This window comes from Rahnella perminowiae, from assembly GCF_019049755.1.
GTDB lineage: Bacteria > Pseudomonadota > Gammaproteobacteria > Enterobacterales > Enterobacteriaceae > Rahnella > Rahnella perminowiae.
Genome location: NZ_JAFMOS010000610.1, coordinates 1 through 19,923, shown reverse-complemented (window position 1 = coordinate 19,923; position 19,923 = coordinate 1). Strand labels below are relative to the sequence as shown.

The 19,923-nt window shown below is 54.4% G+C and carries 19 protein-coding genes; 16 read left to right on the top strand and 3 right to left on the bottom strand.

Translation table 11 applies throughout. The annotated features are described in order from the left end of the window. Window positions 1–13 precede the first annotated feature (13 nt). The 14 genes from nuoI (at window position 14) to menE (ending at window position 14,758) form a co-directional block, all read left to right on the top strand. On the top strand, window positions 14–556 hold the full coding sequence (gene nuoI, locus J1785_RS19820; RefSeq protein WP_013574596.1) for an NADH-quinone oxidoreductase subunit NuoI: 543 nt from the start codon (window positions 14–16) through the stop codon (window positions 554–556). Window positions 557–568: 12 nt separating this feature from the next. Continuing rightward, window positions 569–1,129 carry an NADH-quinone oxidoreductase subunit J gene (gene nuoJ, locus J1785_RS19815; protein ID WP_129952341.1) on the top strand — a complete coding sequence of 187 codons (561 nt, stop codon included), beginning with the start codon at window positions 569–571 and terminating at the stop codon, window positions 1,127–1,129. Continuing rightward, window positions 1,126–1,428, top strand: a complete 303-nt coding sequence (gene nuoK / locus J1785_RS19810; RefSeq protein WP_004936014.1) for an NADH-quinone oxidoreductase subunit NuoK — start codon at window positions 1,126–1,128, stop codon at window positions 1,426–1,428. The genes nuoJ and nuoK overlap by 4 nt, the downstream gene beginning before the upstream one ends. Next, a complete protein-coding gene (nuoL, locus tag J1785_RS19805) occupies window positions 1,425–3,272 on the top strand; it encodes an NADH-quinone oxidoreductase subunit L (protein WP_129952342.1) in 1,848 nt (615 codons plus the stop codon). The genes nuoK and nuoL overlap by 4 nt, the downstream gene beginning before the upstream one ends. Before the next feature lie 97 nt (window positions 3,273–3,369). Continuing rightward, window positions 3,370–4,899, top strand: a complete 1,530-nt coding sequence (gene nuoM, locus J1785_RS19800; RefSeq protein WP_129952343.1) for an NADH-quinone oxidoreductase subunit M — start codon at window positions 3,370–3,372, stop codon at window positions 4,897–4,899. A gap of 6 nt (window positions 4,900–4,905) precedes the next feature. Continuing rightward, entirely contained in the window at window positions 4,906–6,366 is a 1,461-nt protein-coding gene (gene nuoN, locus J1785_RS19795; RefSeq protein WP_015696468.1) for an NADH-quinone oxidoreductase subunit NuoN, read from the top strand. 193 nt (window positions 6,367–6,559) lie between these two features. Next, entirely contained in the window at window positions 6,560–7,075 is a 516-nt protein-coding gene (locus tag J1785_RS19790) for a DUF1097 domain-containing protein (RefSeq protein WP_217220315.1), read from the top strand. A gap of 112 nt (window positions 7,076–7,187) precedes the next feature. Next, the gene (gene elaB / locus J1785_RS19785; RefSeq protein WP_129952345.1) at window positions 7,188–7,496 is read left to right on the top strand and encodes a stress response protein ElaB; all 309 of its coding nucleotides are present in this window, start codon (window positions 7,188–7,190) and stop codon (window positions 7,494–7,496) included. 230 nt (window positions 7,497–7,726) lie between these two features. Continuing rightward, on the top strand, window positions 7,727–9,064 hold the full coding sequence (gene menF, locus J1785_RS19780) for an isochorismate synthase MenF (RefSeq protein WP_129952346.1): 1,338 nt from the start codon (window positions 7,727–7,729) through the stop codon (window positions 9,062–9,064). Between the two features lie 23 nt (window positions 9,065–9,087). Continuing rightward, window positions 9,088–10,761: a 2-succinyl-5-enolpyruvyl-6-hydroxy-3-cyclohexene-1-carboxylic-acid synthase gene (menD, locus tag J1785_RS19775; RefSeq protein ID WP_217220314.1), complete on the top strand. Its 1,674-nt coding sequence runs from the start codon at window positions 9,088–9,090 to the stop codon at window positions 10,759–10,761. Further along, entirely contained in the window at window positions 10,722–11,555 is an 834-nt protein-coding gene (menH, locus tag J1785_RS19770) for a 2-succinyl-6-hydroxy-2,4-cyclohexadiene-1-carboxylate synthase (protein ID WP_370278355.1), read from the top strand. The genes menD and menH overlap by 40 nt, the downstream gene beginning before the upstream one ends. Beyond that, window positions 11,542–12,399, top strand: coding sequence for a 1,4-dihydroxy-2-naphthoyl-CoA synthase (gene menB / locus J1785_RS19765; protein WP_129952348.1), 858 nt, complete (start codon window positions 11,542–11,544; stop codon window positions 12,397–12,399). Before menH ends, menB begins: the two co-directional genes overlap by 14 nt. Beyond that, window positions 12,399–13,400, top strand: coding sequence for an o-succinylbenzoate synthase (gene menC, locus J1785_RS19760; RefSeq protein WP_217220312.1), 1,002 nt, complete (start codon window positions 12,399–12,401; stop codon window positions 13,398–13,400). Before menB ends, menC begins: the two co-directional genes overlap by 1 nt. Next, window positions 13,397–14,758: an o-succinylbenzoate--CoA ligase gene (menE, locus tag J1785_RS19755; RefSeq protein ID WP_217220318.1), complete on the top strand. Its 1,362-nt coding sequence runs from the start codon at window positions 13,397–13,399 to the stop codon at window positions 14,756–14,758. Before menC ends, menE begins: the two co-directional genes overlap by 4 nt. Before the next feature lie 67 nt (window positions 14,759–14,825). Here the strand turns inward: menE and J1785_RS19750 are convergent, their stop codons facing one another. Continuing rightward, a complete protein-coding gene (locus J1785_RS19750; protein WP_217220300.1) occupies window positions 14,826–16,259 on the bottom strand; it encodes a catalase in 1,434 nt (477 codons plus the stop codon). 322 nt (window positions 16,260–16,581) lie between these two features. Between J1785_RS19750 and J1785_RS19745 the strand changes: the two genes are divergently transcribed. Beyond that, a complete protein-coding gene (locus J1785_RS19745; RefSeq protein ID WP_217220298.1) occupies window positions 16,582–17,127 on the top strand; it encodes a YfaZ family outer membrane protein in 546 nt (181 codons plus the stop codon). A 126-nt stretch (window positions 17,128–17,253) separates the two neighbouring features. Continuing rightward, the gene (locus J1785_RS19740; RefSeq protein WP_217157565.1) at window positions 17,254–18,459 is read left to right on the top strand and encodes a nicotinamide mononucleotide deamidase-related protein YfaY; all 1,206 of its coding nucleotides are present in this window, start codon (window positions 17,254–17,256) and stop codon (window positions 18,457–18,459) included. Window positions 18,460–18,496: 37 nt separating this feature from the next. Here the strand turns inward: J1785_RS19740 and yfaE are convergent, their stop codons facing one another. Beyond that, window positions 18,497–18,757 carry a class I ribonucleotide reductase maintenance protein YfaE gene (gene yfaE / locus J1785_RS19735; RefSeq protein WP_217220296.1) on the bottom strand — a complete coding sequence of 87 codons (261 nt, stop codon included), beginning with the start codon at window positions 18,755–18,757 and terminating at the stop codon, window positions 18,497–18,499. Then, complete coding sequence (gene nrdB / locus J1785_RS19730; RefSeq protein WP_129952354.1) at window positions 18,758–19,888, bottom strand: class Ia ribonucleoside-diphosphate reductase subunit beta; 1,131 nt, start codon at window positions 19,886–19,888, stop codon at window positions 18,758–18,760. Between the last annotated feature and the right edge of the window lie 35 nt (window positions 19,889–19,923).

Genomic DNA, 19,923 nt, shown 5'->3' with positions numbered 1-19,923 from the left:
GGGTGATGAAACCATGACATTGAAAGACATAGTGGTCGGGTTCGGTACCCAGGTTCGCAGCTTGTGGATGATAGGCATGCATGCCTTCGCCAAGCGCGAAACCCAGATGTATCCTGAAGTTCCGGTTAACCCGCCTCCACGTTATCGTGGCCGTATCGTGCTGACGCGCGACCCGGACGGTGAAGAGCGCTGCGTTGCCTGTAACCTGTGTGCCGTAGCGTGTCCGGTAGGTTGTATTTCTCTGCAAAAAGCAGAAATGAAAGATGGCCGCTGGTATCCGGAATTCTTCCGCATCAACTTCTCACGTTGCATTTTCTGCGGACTGTGTGAAGAAGCTTGCCCGACAACAGCCATTCAGCTGACGCCGGACTTCGAGCTGGGTGAATTCAAACGCCAGGACCTGGTATACGAAAAAGAAGATCTGTTGATTTCGGGGCCGGGTAAATATCCGGAATATAATTTCTACCGGATGGCCGGTATGGCGATTGATGGCAAGTCGAAAGGCGAAGCTGAAAACGAAGCCAAACCGATCAACGTCAAAGGTCTGATGCCTTAAGGAGCCGCAAGCATGGAATTTGCATTTTATATTGCAGCCCTGGTGGCCGTGTTGGCGACATTGCGTGTGATCACGCATACCAACCCGGTTCATGCACTGCTGTACCTGATCGTCTCTCTGCTGGCGATTGCTGCGGTTTTCTTCTCGCTCGGTGCGTATTTCGCCGGTGCCCTGGAGATCATCGTGTACGCCGGTGCCATTATGGTGCTGTTCGTCTTTGTGGTGATGATGCTCAACCTGGGTAACGTGCAGGAGCAGGAACGTGCATGGCTTAAACCTGCCACCTGGATCGGGCCTTCAATCCTGTCGGTCATCCTGCTGGTGGTGATGATCATGTCAATCCTCGGGTTGCATGCTCACGGTATCAAAGGCGACATGATTGATGCGAAAGCCGTCGGTATCGCGCTGTTTGGACCTTACGTTCTGGCGGTTGAACTGGCATCAATGTTGCTGCTGGCCGGTCTGGTCGTGGCATTCCATATCGGACGTGAACACAAACCAGGTGAAGTCTTTGGTGACGCACCGGTAACGACCGAAATGGCAACAAAAAGAAAAACGGAGGAGAGAGCATGATCCCTCTACAACATGGTCTTATTTTGGCCGCCATCCTCTTTGTGTTGGGGCTGACCGGGCTGCTGGTTCGTCGTAACCTGCTGTTTATGTTGATCAGCCTTGAAGTGATGATCAACGCAGCGGCGCTGGCGTTCATCGTGGCAGGAAGCTACTGGGGTCAGGCGGACGGGCAGGTGATGTACATTCTGGCTATCAGCCTGGCTGCGGCGGAGGCCAGTATTGGCCTGGCGTTGCTGCTGCAACTGTATCGCCGTCGCCACACTCTCAATATTGATACTGTCAGTGAGATGCGCGGATGAACTTACTCTATTTAACAATTCTGTTCCCGCTGATTGGCTTCCTGTTACTGGCCTTTTCACGCGGTCGCTGGTCTGAAAATACCTCCGCTACCGTAGGTGTCGGGTCGATTGGTCTGGCAGCGCTGACCACCCTTTATGTGGGTATCAATTTCCTCAGCCAGAAAGCGGCGGGCGTTGAAGTCTTTAACCAGAATCTGTGGAACTGGATGCAGGTCGGGGATTTCAATATTCCTGTCACGCTGACGCTCGATGGTTTGTCGATGACCATGCTGTCCGTGGTCACCGGCGTCGGTTTCTTCATCCACATGTTTGCTTCCTGGTACATGCGCGGTGAAGAAGGCTATTCACGCTTCTTTGCTTACACCAACCTGTTTATCGCCAGCATGGTCATTCTGGTACTGGCCGATAACCTGTTGCTGATGTACCTCGGCTGGGAAGGCGTGGGTCTGTGCAGTTACCTGTTGATCGGTTTCTATTACACCCATCCGGCAAACGGTGCGGCCGCAATGAAAGCATTCATTGTGACCCGTGTCGGTGACGTGTTCCTGGCTTTCGCATTGTTCATCCTGTACCGCGAACTGGGTACCCTGAACTTCCGTGAACTGATGATCCTGGCACCACAGAAACTGGCCGTTGGCGATACGGCTATCACCTGGGCGACCCTGATGTTACTGGGTGGCGCAGTGGGTAAATCCGCACAGCTTCCGCTCCAGACCTGGCTGGCAGATGCTATGGCTGGTCCGACGCCGGTTTCTGCGCTGATCCACGCCGCAACCATGGTGACCGCCGGTGTTTATCTGATTGCACGTACGCACGGCCTGTTCCTGATGGCACCGGAAATTCTGCATCTGGTGGGCATTATCGGCGCGGTAACGCTGGTACTGGCGGGCTTTGCTGCGCTGGTGCAGACCGACATCAAACGTGTTCTCGCGTACTCGACCATGAGCCAGATTGGTTACATGTTCCTGGCGCTGGGCGTTCAGGCGTGGGATGCCGCCATCTTCCACCTGATGACGCACGCGTTCTTCAAAGCACTGCTGTTCCTTTCTTCCGGTTCGGTCATTCTGGCCTGCCACCACGAACAGAACATCTTCAAAATGGGTGGATTACGTAAGTCCATTCCGCTGGTGTATATCTGCTTCCTGGTCGGCGGTGCTGCACTGTCCGCCTTGCCAATCATCACTGCGGGCTTCTTCAGTAAAGATGAAATCCTCGCGGGTGCGCTGGCTAACGGCCACCTGAATCTGATGGTTGCGGGTCTGGTCGGGGCGTTTATGACCTCGCTGTACACCTTCCGCATGATCTTCATCGTCTTCCACGGCGAAGAAAAAATCAAAGCACATGCGGGTAAAGGCATCACTCACCACCTGCCGCTGCTGGTGTTACTGGTTCTGTCCACCTTCATTGGCGCGATGATTGTTCCGCCACTGAAAGGCGTACTGCCGGATACCACTGAACTGGCGCACGGCAGTGTGCTGACGCTGGAAATCACATCAGGCGTGATTGCAATTGTTGGGATTCTGCTGGCGGCGGCCCTGTATCTGGGTAAACGCTCGCTGGTCAACAGCATTGCGAAAAGCGCACCGGGCCGTTTCTTCACGACCTGGTGGTTCCATGCCTGGGGCTTCGACTGGCTGTACGACATGATTTTCGTGAAACCTTATCTGCTGGTCGCGAAACTCCTGCAACGTGATCCGCTGAACTCAATGATGAATCTGCCTGCGCTGTTTGCCCGTCTGGGTAACCGTGGTCTGACTCTCAGCGAAAACGGTCAGGTACGTTGGTACGTCGCGTCAATGGGGCTCGGTGCAGTCGTTGTTCTGGCGCTGCTGCTGGTGATTTAAGCCTGCATTCCAGGTGTAGTTATCAATGCCGGTCTGTTCCCGTAACGGGGCGGCAAGTGAAATAGCCTTCGGGCATAAAAGAAGGGAACGACACGCCATGCTATTACCTTGGCTAATATTTATCCCCTTTATCGGCGGACTGCTGTGCTGGCAGACTGAGCGCTTTGGGAGCAAAGTACCGCGCTGGATCGCGTTGATTGCGATGGGGCTGACGCTGGCTCTTTCCGTGCAATTGTGGTTGCAGGGAGGATATTCATTAACGACGCCTGCGGGGATTCCGCAGTGGCAATCCGAGTTTTCGTTGCCATGGATCCCACGTTTTGGCATCAGTTTCCATCTGGCACTGGACGGTTTGTCTTTGCTGATGGTGGTACTGACCGGTTTGCTGGGTGTGCTGGCGATCCTCTGTTCGTGGCGTGAAATCCAGAAATATCAGGGTTTCTTCCACCTGAATTTATTGTGGATCCTCGGCGGCGTGATCGGCGTGTTCCTCGCCATCGACATGTTCCTGTTCTTCTTCTTCTGGGAAATGATGCTGGTGCCGATGTACTTCCTGATTGCTTTGTGGGGCCACAAAGCGTCAGACGGTAAAACACGTATCAGCGCAGCAACCAAATTCTTCATCTATACACAGTCCAGCGGACTGGTGATGTTGATTGCGATCCTCGGCCTGGTGTTTGTGCACTATAACGCCACCGGCGTGTGGACATTTAATTATGCCGACCTGCTGAAAACGCCAATGTCGCACGGTGTTGAATACCTGCTGATGCTCGGCTTCTTTATTGCCTTCGCGGTGAAAATGCCGGTTGTGCCATTGCATGGCTGGTTACCGGATGCACACAGCCAGGCGCCAACCGCAGGTTCCGTCGACTTAGCCGGTATCTTGCTAAAAACTGCGGCTTACGGGATGTTACGTTTCTGTCTGCCACTGTTCCCGGAAGCCTCACACCAGTTCGCCCCGATTGCTATGTGGCTGGGTGTGATTGGTATCTTCTACGGCGCGTGGATGGCCTTCTGCCAGACTGACATTAAACGTCTGATCGCGTACACCTCCGTTTCGCACATGGGCTTCGTACTGATTGCTATCTACACCGGCAGCCACCTGGCATACCAGGGCGCAGTCATTCAGATGATTGCACACGGTCTGTCCGCCGCCGGGATGTTCATCATTTGTGGTCAGCTCTACGAACGTCTGCATACCCGCGACATGCGTCAGATGGGAGGATTGTGGGGGCGTATTAAATACCTGCCAGCGTTGTCTCTGTTCTTCGCTGTCGCCACTTTAGGGATGCCGGGTACAGGTAACTTCGTTGGTGAATTCCAGATCTTGTTTGGCAGCTTCCCGGTTGTGCCGGTGATCACTGTCATCTCAACCTTTGGTCTGGTGTTCGCTTCAGTTTACTCACTGGTGATGATGCAGCGCGCTTACTATGGCAAAGCAAAATCTGACGAACCGCTGCAGGGTATGACCTCACGCGAACTGTCGATCATCCTGTTGCTGGTGGTATTGCTGGTGGTGCTGGGCATCTTCCCGCAGCCAATTCTGGATACTTCGAGTGCTGCGATGAGTAACATCCAGCACGGGTTCGGGTCTTCAGTTTCCACTATTTCAACGACAAGGCCGTAACTCGCCATGACATTTACACTTCAAAATCTGATCGCACTATTACCGCTGATGATCGTCGGATTGACGGTGGTGGTGGTGATGCTGTCCATTGCGTGGCGACGCGACCATTTTCTCAATGCCACACTGACAGTCATCGGGCTGAACGTTGCCTTACTTTCCCTTTACTACGTCGGGCAGGTCGGTCCGCAGGATGTCACACCGCTGCTGCGCGTTGACGGCTACTCGATGTTCTACATCGGGCTGGTATTGCTGGCGAGTCTGGCCACCAGTACGTTTGCTTATCCCTGGCTGGCCGGTTATCCGGACAACCGCGAAGAGTTCTATCTGTTAGTTCTCATTGCGGCCATGGGCGGCATTCTGCTGGCATGTTCTAACCATCTGGCGTCAATGTTCCTCGGGATCGAACTGATTTCCCTGCCATTGTTCGGCCTGATTGGTTACGCCTACCGCCAGAAACGCTCGCTGGAAGCGGCTATCAAATACATGCTGCTGTCGGCTGCTGCGTCTTCCTTCCTGCTGTTTGGTATGGCGCTGCTGTACGCACAATCCGGTGATTTGTCCTTTGCGTCTTTGGGCAAAAATCTGGGCGATGGCGTAATGCTGCATCAGCCTTTGCTGATGGCCGGTCTCGGAATGATGATTGTGGGTCTGGGCTTTAAACTGTCGCTGGTACCGTTCCATCTGTGGACGCCGGACGTGTATCAGGGCGCACCTGCACCGGTCTCGACTTTCCTGGCAACCGCCAGCAAGATCGCTATCTTTGCGGTGGTCATGCGTTTGTTCCTGTACGCGCCTGTAGCTGACAGTGAATCAATCCGCATCGTGCTGAGCATCATTGCCTTCTGTTCGATCCTGGTCGGTAACCTGATGGCTATCAGCCAGAGCAATATCAAACGTCTGCTTGGTTATTCTTCCATCGCTCACCTGGGTTATCTGCTGGTGGCGCTGATTGCGGTACAAACACATCAGCTGTCGATGGAAACCGTTGGCGTGTATCTGGCCGGTTATCTGTTCAGCAGCCTCGGCGCTTTCGGTGTCGTGAGTCTGATGTCCAGCCCGTACAAAGGCCCGGATGCAGAATCGCTGTTCTCTTACCGTGGTCTGTTCTGGCATAAGCCAATTCTGTCTGCGGTGATGACCGTGATGATGTTGTCACTGGCCGGTATTCCGATGACGCTGGGCTTTATCGGTAAGTTCTACGTGATTGCGACCGGTGTGACCGCACATCTGTGGTGGCTGACCGGTGCTGTAGTGGTGGGTTCTGCGATTGGTCTTTATTACTATCTGCGCGTCACCGTGAGCCTGTACCTGAGTGCACCGGAAACGCTGGTACGTGATACCCCGAACAACTGGGCACTGACCGCAGGCGGTGTCGTGGTGCTGATTTCTGCGATTTTAGTGCTGTTGCTGGGTATCTTCCCGCAACCGCTGATTTCGCTGGTACAGATGGCCCAACCGCTGCTCTGAGAGCATCTGCAAAACCTGACGAAGCCGCTCACATGAGCGGCTTTTTTAATCGTATTGATTGATTTATGTGATGTATGTCGCATTTATATGTACGTTCAGCTAATCATTACATTGGTTTTGTGATCTCTCCCATTTCATTATTCCTGCCAATGCGTACACTGCGCGCTTGTTCAGATTCGTACAGGTTCACACCATGAATGTTTTAGTGATGATCGCCATCACCACCGGCATCCTCTCTGGTATCTGGGGTTGGGTGGCGATAAGCCTTGGCCTGATAAGCTGGGCGGGTTTCCTGGGGTGCACAGCGTATTTCGCATGCCCGCAGGGCGGATTACGCGGGTTGCTGATCAGCACCCTGACCTGTCTCAGCGGTGTATTTTGGGCGGTCGTGATTATTGCAGGCAGCGCCATGCGTCCCGAATGGAACATTCTGGGTTATCTGCTGACTGGCGTAGTGGCATTCCTGATGTGTATTCAGGCTCGGCAGCAATGGCTGGCCTTTGTGCCGGGCACCTTTATCGGTGCCTGCGCGACCTTCGCCGCGCAAGGTGACTGGCGTCAGGTGGTGGTATCTTTGCTGGTGGGGTTAATGTTCGGTTACGCGATGAAAAACAGTGGATTGTGGCTGGCCAAACAGCGTGAAAAGCAGCAGAACGAGGCTGTGAAAAGAACCGTTTTTACTGAAACTAAAGGGTCGGAAGGTTCTTAAAACCTCGATTTTTCGGCAGTTTAGGGCGGATCCTTCAGGCAATTACTCCCGATATGCGCTAGGGTTAAAGGCAGTCTATGCTTTTACACGAACCCATCATAAGGAGATAACCATGGCTGAACAATTTGAGACACAGCAGAATTCGTTGGATGACGATTTACGCATGTTGACTGAAACGCTGGAGGAAGTACTCAAATCCTCGGGTGACAAAGCGGATGAGAAATACATTCAGGTCAAAGCACGTGCAGAAAATGCGCTGAAAGATATTAAATCACGTATTGACCCGGCGGCACGTTCTTACTGCAAGAAAGCCCGTCAGGTTGCAGAAAGAACTGATGATTATGTGCATGAAAATCCATGGCATGGCGTCGGCGTCGGTGCTGCCGTAGGTCTGGTTGTCGGCCTGCTTCTGCGTCGTTAATCTCACTGAACAGGGGCAGCGTCTGCTGCTCCTGTTTCTGCCCGGTGACTTACTCCTTTCTCCCTTCTTCTACTCCTTCTTAGCTAACGGCACTCACTTCAGCTTGATCTGTCGCATATTTTCATTTTTCGTATCGCCGCATAATTCTTCCGTTATTGATCCAACCCGTTTTTTGATCCAGAAGGGTATTTCTGCCCGTCACTAAACATCCGGTATGGTCCGAGGTAGCGGTGAAACAAATCTCAGCAATCATTGAACAGCTTGATACGAGGCTGGCAGGCGAATGGCCTGCTGCTGCGGGGATCCGGCAATTCAGTTATTCCCTGCAAAAACAGCCTGACACTGGCCTGCTCGAATGGCTGGCTGCGCAGCCTTGTTACCCGAAATTTTACTGGCAACAACGTGACGGAAATGAAGAAGCTGCCGTTTGTGGCGATGCTTATTCTTTTGGGCATATTGCGCAAGCGCAGGCGTTTATTCGCCAGTTTCCTGAGGTTCCCGATTTGCATATCTGGGGGCTGAATGCGTTTAACGGTACGGCGGATGATGCATCCGCTGCCAACGCACTGTTTCTTCCCCGCATCGAACTTTGCCGTCAGGGCAATACCTGGTGGCTGCGTTGTACCCTTTTCAGTCCGTATTCTTTACAGGATGAGGCACGCCGCACACGCTTGTTCCTGCGTTCACTGGTGGCCAGTCGCACCTTACCACCGCTTACCTCCCACGTATTACAGCATCAGCATTTACCGGCCGAGTCGCAGTGGAAGGCGCTGGTTGAACGTGCGCTTTCAGGTATTGAACAGCATCAGTTCGATAAAGTCGTGCTGGCACGCAAAACAACCTTAACGCTCAGTCAGCCACTGAATGCCTGTGCATTTCTTGCTGCCAGCCGCAGCGTTAATCATCACTGCTATCATTTTATGCTGGCGTTCACCGCACAACAGGCGTTTCTGGGTTCCAGCCCGGAACGTTTATTTCTGCGTGATAACACCGAACTCTATACCGAAGCGCTGGCGGGAACCGTGGCCAATCATCCCGATGATCAGCAAGCGCAGGCACTGGGTGACTGGCTGCTCAGCGATGGCAAAAATCAGCGTGAAAATTTACTGGTCGTTGACGACATCTGTCAGCGTTTACAGGGCGGGGCGCATTCTCTGGATGTCACACCGGCAGAGGTTTTACGTCTGCGCAAAGTGCAGCATTTACGCCGCAATATTCACGGTGAACTGACCGGGCCTGATGATGCCGGTTGTCTGCAACGCCTGCAACCGACCGCAGCCGTGGCCGGATTACCGAGACAGGCCGCACGCAAGTTCATTGCTGAATTTGAACCTTTTGATCGTGAATGGTATGCCGGTTCTGCCGGATATCTCAGTGCTGAACAAAGTGAATTTACCGTCGCGCTGCGTTCTGCCATGGTGAAAGGACATCATCTTGAACTCTATGCCGGTGCGGGGATTGTCGCCGGTTCTGACGCCGCACAGGAATGGCTGGAAATCGAAAACAAAGCCGCGGGTTTACGCACTTTGCTGGAAGAGCATTACACGCCTGCCGTTCAGGCCGGATAACCCTTTGCCGGAGTGAGTTGAACATGTCTGTAGCCGTTTTTAACCGCCGTTGGGCGACGCTTATCCTCGAAGCCGTAACCCGCCATCAGGTGCAGCATGTGTGCATCGCACCCGGTTCCCGGTCTACGCCGTTAACGCTGGCCGCCGCCGCACATCCGCATCTTATCTGCCATACTCATTTTGATGAACGCGGCCTCGGCCATCTGGCACTCGGGCTGGCAAAAGCCAGCGGGCAGCGCGTGGCGATTATCGTTACCTCCGGTACGGCGGTGGCAAATTTGTATCCTGCGTTGATCGAAGCCGGGCTGACCGGCGAAAAACTGGTATTGCTCACCGCTGACCGTCCCCCGGAACTCATCGGTTGCGGTGCTAATCAGGCTATCCGCCAGACCGGTATGTTCGCCAGTCATCCGGTCGGGTCGCTGGAATTACCCCGTCCGACACCGGAAATCAGTGCGAGCTGGCTGGTTTCCGCGCTGGATAATGTGCTGGCGCAGCAGACACACGGCGCCGTGCACATTAACTGCCCGTTCGCTGAACCGCTGTATGGCGAGGACAATGGCGAACATCTGGACTGGCTGCAAACGCTGGGCGACTGGTGGCAGGGACAACAGCCGTGGCTGAAGTATTCTCAGGTTTTGCCGGTGACCGAACAGCCGGACTGGTTTTCATGGCGGCAAAAACGCGGCGTCATTATCGCAGGCCGCCTTTCGGGACGTGAAAGTGAACGGGTGGCACACTGGGCGGAGCAACTGGGCTGGCCGTTGATCAGTGATGTGCAGGCATCAACCGGTAATCCGCTCCCTTGCGCGGATTTGTGGCTGGCGTCACCTCAGGCACAGGCAACACTGGCGCACGCCCAACTGGTGATCCAGTTCGGCGCAGGTCTGACCGGTAAGCGTCTGCTGCAATGGCAGGCGGCCTGCCAACCTGATGAGTACTGGCTGATTGATCCGCTGCCTGGCCGTCAGGATCCGGCACAACATCGTGGTCGTCGGATACAGGCCAGCGTCAGTGAATGGTTGCAGTCTCATCCGGCTCAGCCTCAGGGGGACTGGGCCCAAGCCCTTGAACATTGCTCGCAGCGCGCGTTACATGCCATGGAAACCCGTCTCGAAGGTGTATTTGGCGAGGCCGCCGCTGCGTGGCAGCTACCGGCTTTATTACCTGAGCAGGGCCAGCTATTTCTCGGCAACAGCCTGATTGTGCGTCTGGCCGATGCCTTTGCTCAACTTCCCGCCGGTTATCCTGTTTTCGCCAATCGCGGCGCAAGCGGTATTGACGGGCTGCTGTCGACCGCTGCGGGCGTACAGCGCGCAACCTGCAAACCGACGCTGGTGCTGCTGGGTGATATCTCCGCGCTTTATGATTTAAACGCGCTGGCGCTGATGCGTCAGTGTTCTGCACCGACGGTGATTATTGTGGTGAATAACAATGGCGGGCAGATTTTCTCGTTGTTACCGACACCGGAAGCCGAGCGGCAGCGCTTTTACTGTATGCCGCAGAATGTGAGTTTCAGCCACGCAGCGGCAATGTTTGGTCTGGATTATGCCTGTCCGGTGTCGATGTCTGAGCTGCATCATGCAGTCAGTCAATGCTGGCAGCATGGGGGCGTGAAACTGATCGAGCTAAAAGTCAGTGAAACAGAAGGGGCAGAATGCCTGCGTTCGCTGGTACAGGAGATGAGCGCATCATGACGCTGGCCTGTCAGGTTCTCAACGCCGGGGTCACAGACCGTCCGTGGCTGGTGTTTCTCCATGGCCTGCTGGGCAGTGCAGACGACTGGCAGCCCTTGCTTCCTGCGCTTGGTGGCTGGCCTTGTCTGTTTGTGGATTTGCCGGGACATGGCCGTTCTGCGTCGCTGACGGCTGCCGGTTTTGCGGATGTCAGCCAGCAGTTAACCGACACCTTGCGTGTGAAAAACGTCGCCGCGTATTGGCTGATTGGCTACTCGCTGGGCGGGCGCATCAGTCTGTATCACGCCTGCCAGGGCGATCGTACCGGTTTACAGGGCCTGCTGGTCGAAGGCGCACATCCGGGGCTGACATGTCAGGCCGAAAGGGCACAACGCCGCCATCATGACCAGCAATGGGCGGCTCGCTTTTTGCAAATGCCGTGGAAACAGGCGCTGGACATCTGGTATCAGCAACCGGTGTTTTCCAGCCTGTCCCGTTCGCAACGCCAGCAAATGATTATGTTGCGTGAGAACAATAATCCGCACACTGTCGCCGCCGTGCTGACCGCTACGTCGCTTTCGGTACAACCTGATTTACGCGAACAATTGCTGCGGATTTCCCTGCCGGTTGTCTGGCTGTGTGGCAACCAGGACATCAAATTTATTCATCTTGCGCAGCAGTCCGGTTTCGGGCTGCGCACTGTCGCCAATGCCGGGCATAACGCACACCGTGATAATCCGGCCGAATATGCCCGTCAGGCGCTGGAATTTATTACTTCACCTGTCTTAAAGGAAGTTAAGCATGATTTATCCTGATGAAAAACAATTGTATGCACCTGTCGAATGGCGTGAGTGCACCGGCGAGTTTGAAGATATCCGTTATCACAAATCCACTGACGGCATCGCTAAAATCACCATCAACCGGCCGCAGGTTCGCAACGCGTTTCGTCCGCTGACCGTCAAAGAAATGATCCGTGCACTCGACGACGCCCGTAATGACGAAGGCATCGGTGTGATCGTGCTGACCGGTGAAGGTGAAAAAGCCTTCTGCGCGGGGGGCGATCAGAAAGTCCGTGGCGATTACGGCGGTTATCAGGATGCCAGCGGTGTGCATCATCTTAACGTGCTGGATTTCCAGCGTCAGATCCGCACTTGTCCGAAACCTGTGGTCGCGATGGTAGCCGGTTATTCCATTGGCGGCGGTCATGTACTGCATATGATGTGCGACCTGACCATCGCAGCAGATAACGCCATCTTCGGCCAGACCGGCCCGAAAGTCGGCTCTTTCGATGGCGGCTGGGGCGCGTCCTATATGGCGCGTATCGTCGGTCAGAAAAAGGCCCGTGAAATATGGTTCCTGTGCCGCCAGTACGATGCCAACGCGGCACTGGAAATGGGGCTGGTGAACACCGTGGTTCCTCTGGCTGATCTGGAAAAAGAAACCGTGCGCTGGTGTCGTGAAATGCTGGAAAACAGTCCGATGGCACTGCGTTGCCTGAAAGCCGCACTGAACGCCGATTGCGATGGACAGGCGGGGCTTCAGGAACTGGCCGGGAACGCCACGATGTTGTTCTACATGACCGATGAAGGTCAGGAAGGCCGCAATGCGTTTAATGAAAAACGTCAGCCGGACTTCAGCAAATTTAAGCGTAATCCATAATGCGTCGCGCCACGGTGTACCGGTACAGCGTGCCGATGGAGGCTGGGGTGGTGCTGCGCAATCAGCGCCTGAAAACCCGCGACGGTTTTCTCGTGTCACTGTGGCAGGATGAAAAAACAGGCTGGGGTGAAATTGCACCGCTGCCGGGGTTCAGTCTGGAAGATATGTCTCAGGCGCAGGATGCCGTTCAGCATGGTCTGAGCCAGTGGGTGCAAGGTGCCTCGCTGGCTGCCGTTGCCTCAGCATTCAGTGCATTACCTTCAGTGGCTTTCGGGCTGAGTTGTGCGGACGCCGAACTGCGCGGCGAATTGCCGGAAGTACTGAGCACGCGCTGTGCGCCGCTGTGTCATGGTGATCCGAATGAACTTTATGCCCGTCTCGGTGCACTGCCGGGCGATTTTCGTGGCAGGAAAGTTGCGAAAGTAAAAGTGGGGTTGTACGAATCCGTCGGCGATGGTCTGAATGTCAGTATGCTGCTGGAAGCCTTACCGGAACTGCATTTACGCCTTGATGCTAACCGCAGCTGGACGCCGGTTAAAGCCGAAGGATTTGCCCGCCATGTGGCACCTGAACTGCGTTCGCGTATTGCGTTTATTGAAGAGCCGTGTCTGACCCGCGGGCAGTCCCGTGATTTCGCCCGTCTGACCGGTATCGCGATCGCCTGGGATGAAAGTGTGCGCGAAACCGGTTTTACCGTACAGGCCGAACCCGGGCTGGCGGCAATTATCATCAAACCTACACTTACCGGCAGCCTGATGCGCTGTCGCCAGTTGATCGCGCAGGCGCATGCCGCAGGGCTGGAAGCAGTGATCAGTTCCTCCCTCGAATCCAGCCTCGGGTTGACGCAACTGGCGCGCATTGCCCAGTGGCTGACGCCGGACACCATTCCCGGACTGGACACGCTGGATCTCATGCACACGCAGCTTATCCGTCGCTGGCCGGGCTCTGAATTACCGCTGACTGACGCGTCTGATCTGGAGATTGTGTGGCAGAGCAAATGATCAACGACTGGCCATGGCGTGAAAGGGCAAACCTTTCACCTTTTGCCGTGGCGCTGAAAGCGGGAGATATCACCTGGTGCTGGCGTGATTTACAGCACCGTATTGATACGCTGGCAGCCGGTTTTATGGCACAGGGCGTGGGAGAAGGCGCGGGTGTTGTTCTGCGCAGTAAAAATACCCTGGATGCTGTACTCAGCTATCTGGCGTTATTACAAACTGGCGCACGCCTGTTGCCGCTTAATCCGCAACTGCCTCAGGCATTATGTGACGAACTGCTTTCACAGCTTGATATCGCTTTTATGCTGGATCTGGCAGAGCCGGGGCTGCTGCTGAATATCCCCGCGCTGACCCTGCAGAATGCCTGCTGGATCAGTTCTGCCGGATGGCAACCGCAGCGCATCGCCACACTGACGCTGACATCAGGTTCCAGCGGGTTACCGAAAGCTGCCGCGCACACGGTTGCGGCACACCTGGCCAGTGCGGCGGGTGTGCTGAAGGTGATCCCTTTCACCTGCAACGACAGCTGGCTGCTTTCCCTGCCGCTGTTTCATGTTTCCGGGCAGGGCATTCTCTGGCGCTGGCTGACGGCGGGCGCCACGCTGGTGCTGACTGAAGGGCAGCCGTTTGAAGTGGCTCTGGCCAGCTGCAGCCACGCTTCGCTGGTACCCACGCAGCTCTGGCGCTTGCTGCAAGGGACTGCGGTGCCTGAAAAGCTGAAAGACGTTTTGCTTGGCGGCGCGCAAATCCCTCCTGAACTCACCGGACAGGCTGAAAGCGCGGGAATACGCTGCTGGTGCGGCTACGGGCTGACCGAAACCGCGTCTACCGTCACGGCGAAACGCGCTGATGGCCGCGCCGGTGTCGGTCAGGCACTGGCGGGAAAGGAAGTTAAAATTGCGGATCAGGAGATCCTGATCCGCACTGACAGCCTGGCCAGTGGTTACTGGAAAAACGGTCAGTTATCGCCGGTAGCCGACGCCGGTGGCTGGTTGCATACCCGTGACCGCGGAGAATGGCGTGATGGCGAACTGCTGATCGCCGGGCGGCTGGATAATCTGTTTTTCAGCGGCGGGGAAGGGATCCAGCCTGAAGATATCGAAAAAGTGCTGGTCAGCCATCCGCAGGTTTTGCAGGCGTTTGTGGTACCGGTGGAGGATGAGCAATTTGGTCAGCGACCGGTCGCTGTGCTCGACGCACAAGCCGGGCTGCGGTATGAGGAACTTAACCTCTGGCTGAGCAATAAGATCCCGCGCTTCCAGTGGCCGGTGGCCTATTATCCGCTGCCCGTAGCCCTGTCGCAGGGCGGGATTAAAATCTCGCGGGCCAGCGTCCGGCGATGGATAGAAATGCTTTCGTAAAACTAGAGACTGGAATAAACAAAAAAGGCCGCGCAATGCGGCCCTTGTCATTTCTGAGGGTAAAAAATCAGTCTTTCAGTGCCTTTTCAACCCCTGCGCCATAAGCTGGATCGACGTTATAAAACAGCGCCAGTTGGCGTACCTGCGTGTCCGGCGAAGCCTGTTTCAGCTCACCGGCAATGCGTGCAAACATGCGCTGATGTTCAGCCTCAGACAACAGGTTGAACAGCAAACGTGGCTGAGTGAAGTAATCATCATCCTCACGGTGATTCCAGTGATCGGCCGCGCCTTCAATGCTCAGTGGCGGTTCGCTGAAATCCGGTTGCTCCTGGAATAAACCTGCGCTGTTCGGCTCGTAAGTCACACCGTTGCCACTGTTGCCGTCGATACGCATTGCGCCGTCACGATGATAATTATGGAACGGGCATTTTGGTGCGTTGACCGGGATCTGATGATGATTCACACCCAGGCGATAACGGTGCGCGTCGCCGTAAGAGAACAGACGCCCCTGCAACATGCGGTCAGGTGAGAAACCGATGCCAGGCACGACATTGGCCGGATTCATTGCAACCTGTTCTACTTCTGCAAAGTAGTTTTCCGGATTGCGGTTCAGCTCGAATTCACCCACTTCGATCAGCGGATAATCGCTGTGCAGCCAGACTTTGGTCAGGTCAAACGGGTTGTAAGGCAGCTTTGAGGCTTCTTGCTCCGGCATGATTTGCACAAACAGTTTCCAGCGCGGGAAATCGCCGCGTTCAATTGCTTCATACAAGTCCCGCTGAGAACTCTCGCGGTCGGCACCTACTTGTTTTTCCGCTTCCTCGTCCATCAGGTTTTCAATGCCCTGCTGGCAGCGGAAGTGGAATTTCACCCAGAAACGCGCATTTTCTGCATTGATAAAGCTGAAAGTATGGCTGCCGAAGCCGTGGATATGACGGTAAGACCTTGGCAGGCCGCGGTCGCTGACATCAATGGTCAGCTGATGCAGGGCTTCAGGAAGATGAGAGAAGAAGTCCCATTTATACGCCGGATTACGCAGGTTAGTGCGCGGGTCACGTTTGACGACGTGGTTCAGGTCAGGGAATTTCAGTGGATCGCGCAGATAAAATATTGGGGTATTATTGCCGACTAAATCCCAGTTGCCTTCTTCGGTATAGAATTTTATCGAAAAACCGCGAATATCACGTTCCGCATCTGCTGCGCCCCGTTCACCGGCAACTGTCGAGAAACGGATAAACAGGTCAGTTTGTTTGCCGATTTCAGCGAAGATTTTCGCGCGTGTGAAGGCGGTAATATCGTGTGTCACGGTGAAAGTACCATAAGCGCCGGAGCCTTTCGCGTGCATACGGCGCTCAGGGATCACTTCGCGGTCGAAATGCGCTAATTTCTCAAGAAACCAGACATCCTGCAAAAGCAACGGTCCACGGCGGCCAGCGGTAATCACGTTGTTATTATCGACGACAGGCGCGCCAGCGGCGGTTGTTAAACCTTTCTTGGTCATAAAAATTCCTTTCAGTGAGTGCGGGTGTATAGGGGTAGTGACGTTGATGTAGTTCTTTAAATCTGCCCGGGTAGCAGGTTGTCTCCCTAAGCCAAATTAACTCTACCGATTACAAATAAACCCTATATTGATCAGAGGCAAATAGGTGGGAATTATCATTTCGATGGGAAACGTTCATTTCATCAATGAAAACGATGTTTCTTACAATTTTCAGAACCTCTGTGAATGCATTAACGCGCCAAAAAGTTGTTACAGCAGAGTGAATTGCTTTAGACTTCGGACGGAAGATTTATTGTCGTTTGACTGTTATTTAGGATAAATAATGAAAAAGTTACTTGTCGCTGGTGCTGCTGCCAGCCTGATGTTTGTCGCGGCTTCTGCCAGCGCAATCAGTGTCAATGGTGAAGTCGGTGAACATTACACGCATCTGGGTGTGGGCTTTGGCACTGCCTCGCCGGGTCTGGCATTGAGCGGTGATTACACCCATAACGATGACGACGGTGATGTGGCTGGCCTGGGTTTGGGATACAACATTCCGCTCGGCCCGTTCATGGCAACGGTTGGCGGTAAAGGTCTGTATACCAATCCGAAAGACGGTGACGAAGGTTATGCTGCGGCTGTCGGCGGTGGTCTGCAACTGCCAATCGCGAAAATGTTCACCCTGTACGGTGACTACTACTATTCTCCGGATTCACTGTCGAGCGGCATTGGCAACTACAAAGAAGCTAACGCCGGCGTGCGTCTGACCGCCATCCCGCTGGTTACCGTGAGCGTGGGTTACCGCTACATGGCGATGGATGGTAAAGACGGCAACCGCGATAACGTGGTGGCAGACGGTGCTTATGTAGGCGGCGCAGTGAATTTCTGATGTTGTCTGAAGCAAGATCTGAGGCTCGCATTCGTGCGGGCCTTTTTGTTTTCTGCCGTAGAGAGATTGTTTTTCTTGCCCAGCCTTTCTACAGTGGAATAACAAAAAATACAGAAGGAGAACGGGATGCTTAGGGTTGAGATGCTGAGTACGGGTGATGAAGTACTGCATGGCCAGATTGTAGATACCAATTCGGCGTGGCTGGCGAATTATCTGTTTGAGCAAGGTTTACCGATGACCAGCCGTGAAACGGTGGGCGACAGCCTGGATGCGCTGGTTGCTGTTCTCAAAGAGCGTAGCCACATTGCTGATGTACTTATCGTGAACGGCGGCCTGGGGCCAACGACCGATGATTTAAGTGCGATGGCGGCAGCGAAAGCCTGTGGGGTGGAGTTGGTAGAAGATGCCGGCTGGATTGAAACCATGCAGGCGTTCTTCAGGGAACGCGGCCGTCCGATGGCTGAATCCAACCGTAAACAGGCCCAGATCCCCGCCAATGCCGAGTTGTTGGATAATCCGGTCGGGACTGCCTGCGGCTTCAGTGTGCGACTTAACCGTTGCCAGATATTCTTTACGCCTGGCGTACCCTCTGAATTTAAAGTGATGGTGGAACAACAAATCGTTCCGCGTCTGCACAAACAATTTCCGGCGCTGGAAGCCCCGTTATGTCTGCGTCTGACCACCTTCGGACGGGGTGAAAGTGACCTTGCCACCGAACTGGATAAACTCGAACTGCCCGAAGGCGTGGTGATGGGGTACCGTTCGTCATCGCCTATCATTGAACTGAAAGTGACCGGTCCGCGTTCGCAGGAAAACGCGATGCATAAAGCATTCGAACGTGTGCGGGAAGTGGCCGGGGAAAGCACCATTTTCGAAGGACCGGGCAGCCTGCCGGATCGTCTTGCTGAACGTCTGCTGGCACAGGATTTACGTCTGGCGGTCAGCGAAAGTTTTACCGGTGGCCTGTTGAACTGGCGTTTGCAAAGTGCAGGTGTCCCGCTGACCAATGGTGAATTATTGCCACAGGACAGTGAAGCTTCCCCGGAGAAATCCCTCGAATGCCTGCTGGCACGCGCACAGACGCTGGCCGAAACTACCGGCGCCCAACTGGCGCTGGCTGTCGGGGCGCTGTCTGGTGAAGAGTTAAGTCTGGCACTGCATACCCCGGCCGGCACCCGTGGCCTGACGATCCGTTATACCGCGACGCGTCACGGGCTGGCATTACGGCAGGAGACGATGGCGATGGTGGCGATGGATATGTTGCGGCGCTATCTGAATAGCTGGGAGCCGGTGGCGGATTACCCGTGGCTGGATCGGGTTGCTAAGGTCTGAGTTTTAGCTCCTCCCCTGTGAAGGGGAGGAGCAAGGACTAAAACTCGACTTCAATATCCCCGGCCGGCATGCAACAGCACGGCAAAATTTCGCCGTCTGAGATGAAGGCTAAAGGTTTTTCACTGTAAGTGACTTCCCCGCTGATAAGCTTCATCCGGCACGATCCGCAATAACCTTCCCGGCACTGGTATTCCACTTCAACCTGATGATGTTCAAACACTTCCAGCAAATTGCGGTGCCCGGCTTTACAGACCAGTTGCTGTCCGTTGGCTGAAAGTGTGAGGATCCTGTCGGTCATTTAAAGCTCAAAATCACTCAGGTCATCGGCGTTAACTTCAGAGTCGATCTGACCGACCAGATACGAACTGACTTCCACTTCCTGCGGCGCAACTTGCACGTTATCGGACACCAGCCAGGCGTTGATCCACGGGATTGGGTTCGAGCGGGTTTTGAACGGCGCATCCAGCCCGACAGCCTGCATACGGATATTGGTGATGTATTCGACGTACTGGCAAAGAATGTCTTTGTTCAGGCCGATCATGGAACCGTCTTTGAACAGGTATTCTGCCCAGTCTTTTTCCTGTTGTGCCGCCAGAACAAACAGGTCGTGGCATTCCTGCTGGCATTCCCGCGCAATTTCAGCCATTTCCGGATCGTCCTGGCCTGAACGCAGCAGGTTCAGCGCGTGCTGAGTGCCGGTCAGATGCAGCGCTTCGTCGCGGGCGATCATCTTGATAATTTTCGCGTTGCCTTCCATCAGTTCACGTTCAGCGAACGCAAATGAACAGGCGAAACTGACGTAGAAACGTACCGCCTCCAGCGCGTTAACGCTCATCAGACAGATGTAGAGCTTCTTCTTCAGCTCACGCAGATTAACCACGACCGTTTTGCCGTTGACCTGATGCGTGCCTTCCCCCAGCAGATGGTAGTAGCTGGTCATTTCAATCAGCGTGTCGTAATAACCGGAGATGTCTTTCGCGCGCTTGAGGATTTCTTCGTTGGTCACGATATCGTCAAATACCATTGCCGGATCGTTAACGATATTACGGATGATATGAGTATAAGACCGTGAATGAATCGTTTCTGAAAACGCCCAGGTCTCGACCCAGGTTTCCAGTTCCGGAATGGAAATCAGCGGTAGCAGTGCGACGTTCGGGCTGCGGCCCTGAATGGAATCCAGCAGCGTCTGGTATTTCAGGTTGCTCAGGAAGATGTGCTTTTCATGTTCCGGCAGCGCCTGGAAATCGATACGGTCACGGGAAACATCAATCTCTTCCGGACGCCAGAAAAATGACAGTTGCTTTTCGATCAGTTTTTCAAAAATTTCATGCTTCTGTTGGTCGAAACGGGCAACGTTAACCGACTGGCCAAAGAACATTGGCTCAAGAAGCTGATCGTTTTTATTCTGGGAAAAAGTACTGTAGGCCATAACTTCCTCGACATTCTCGGCAAAAACCCCCTGAC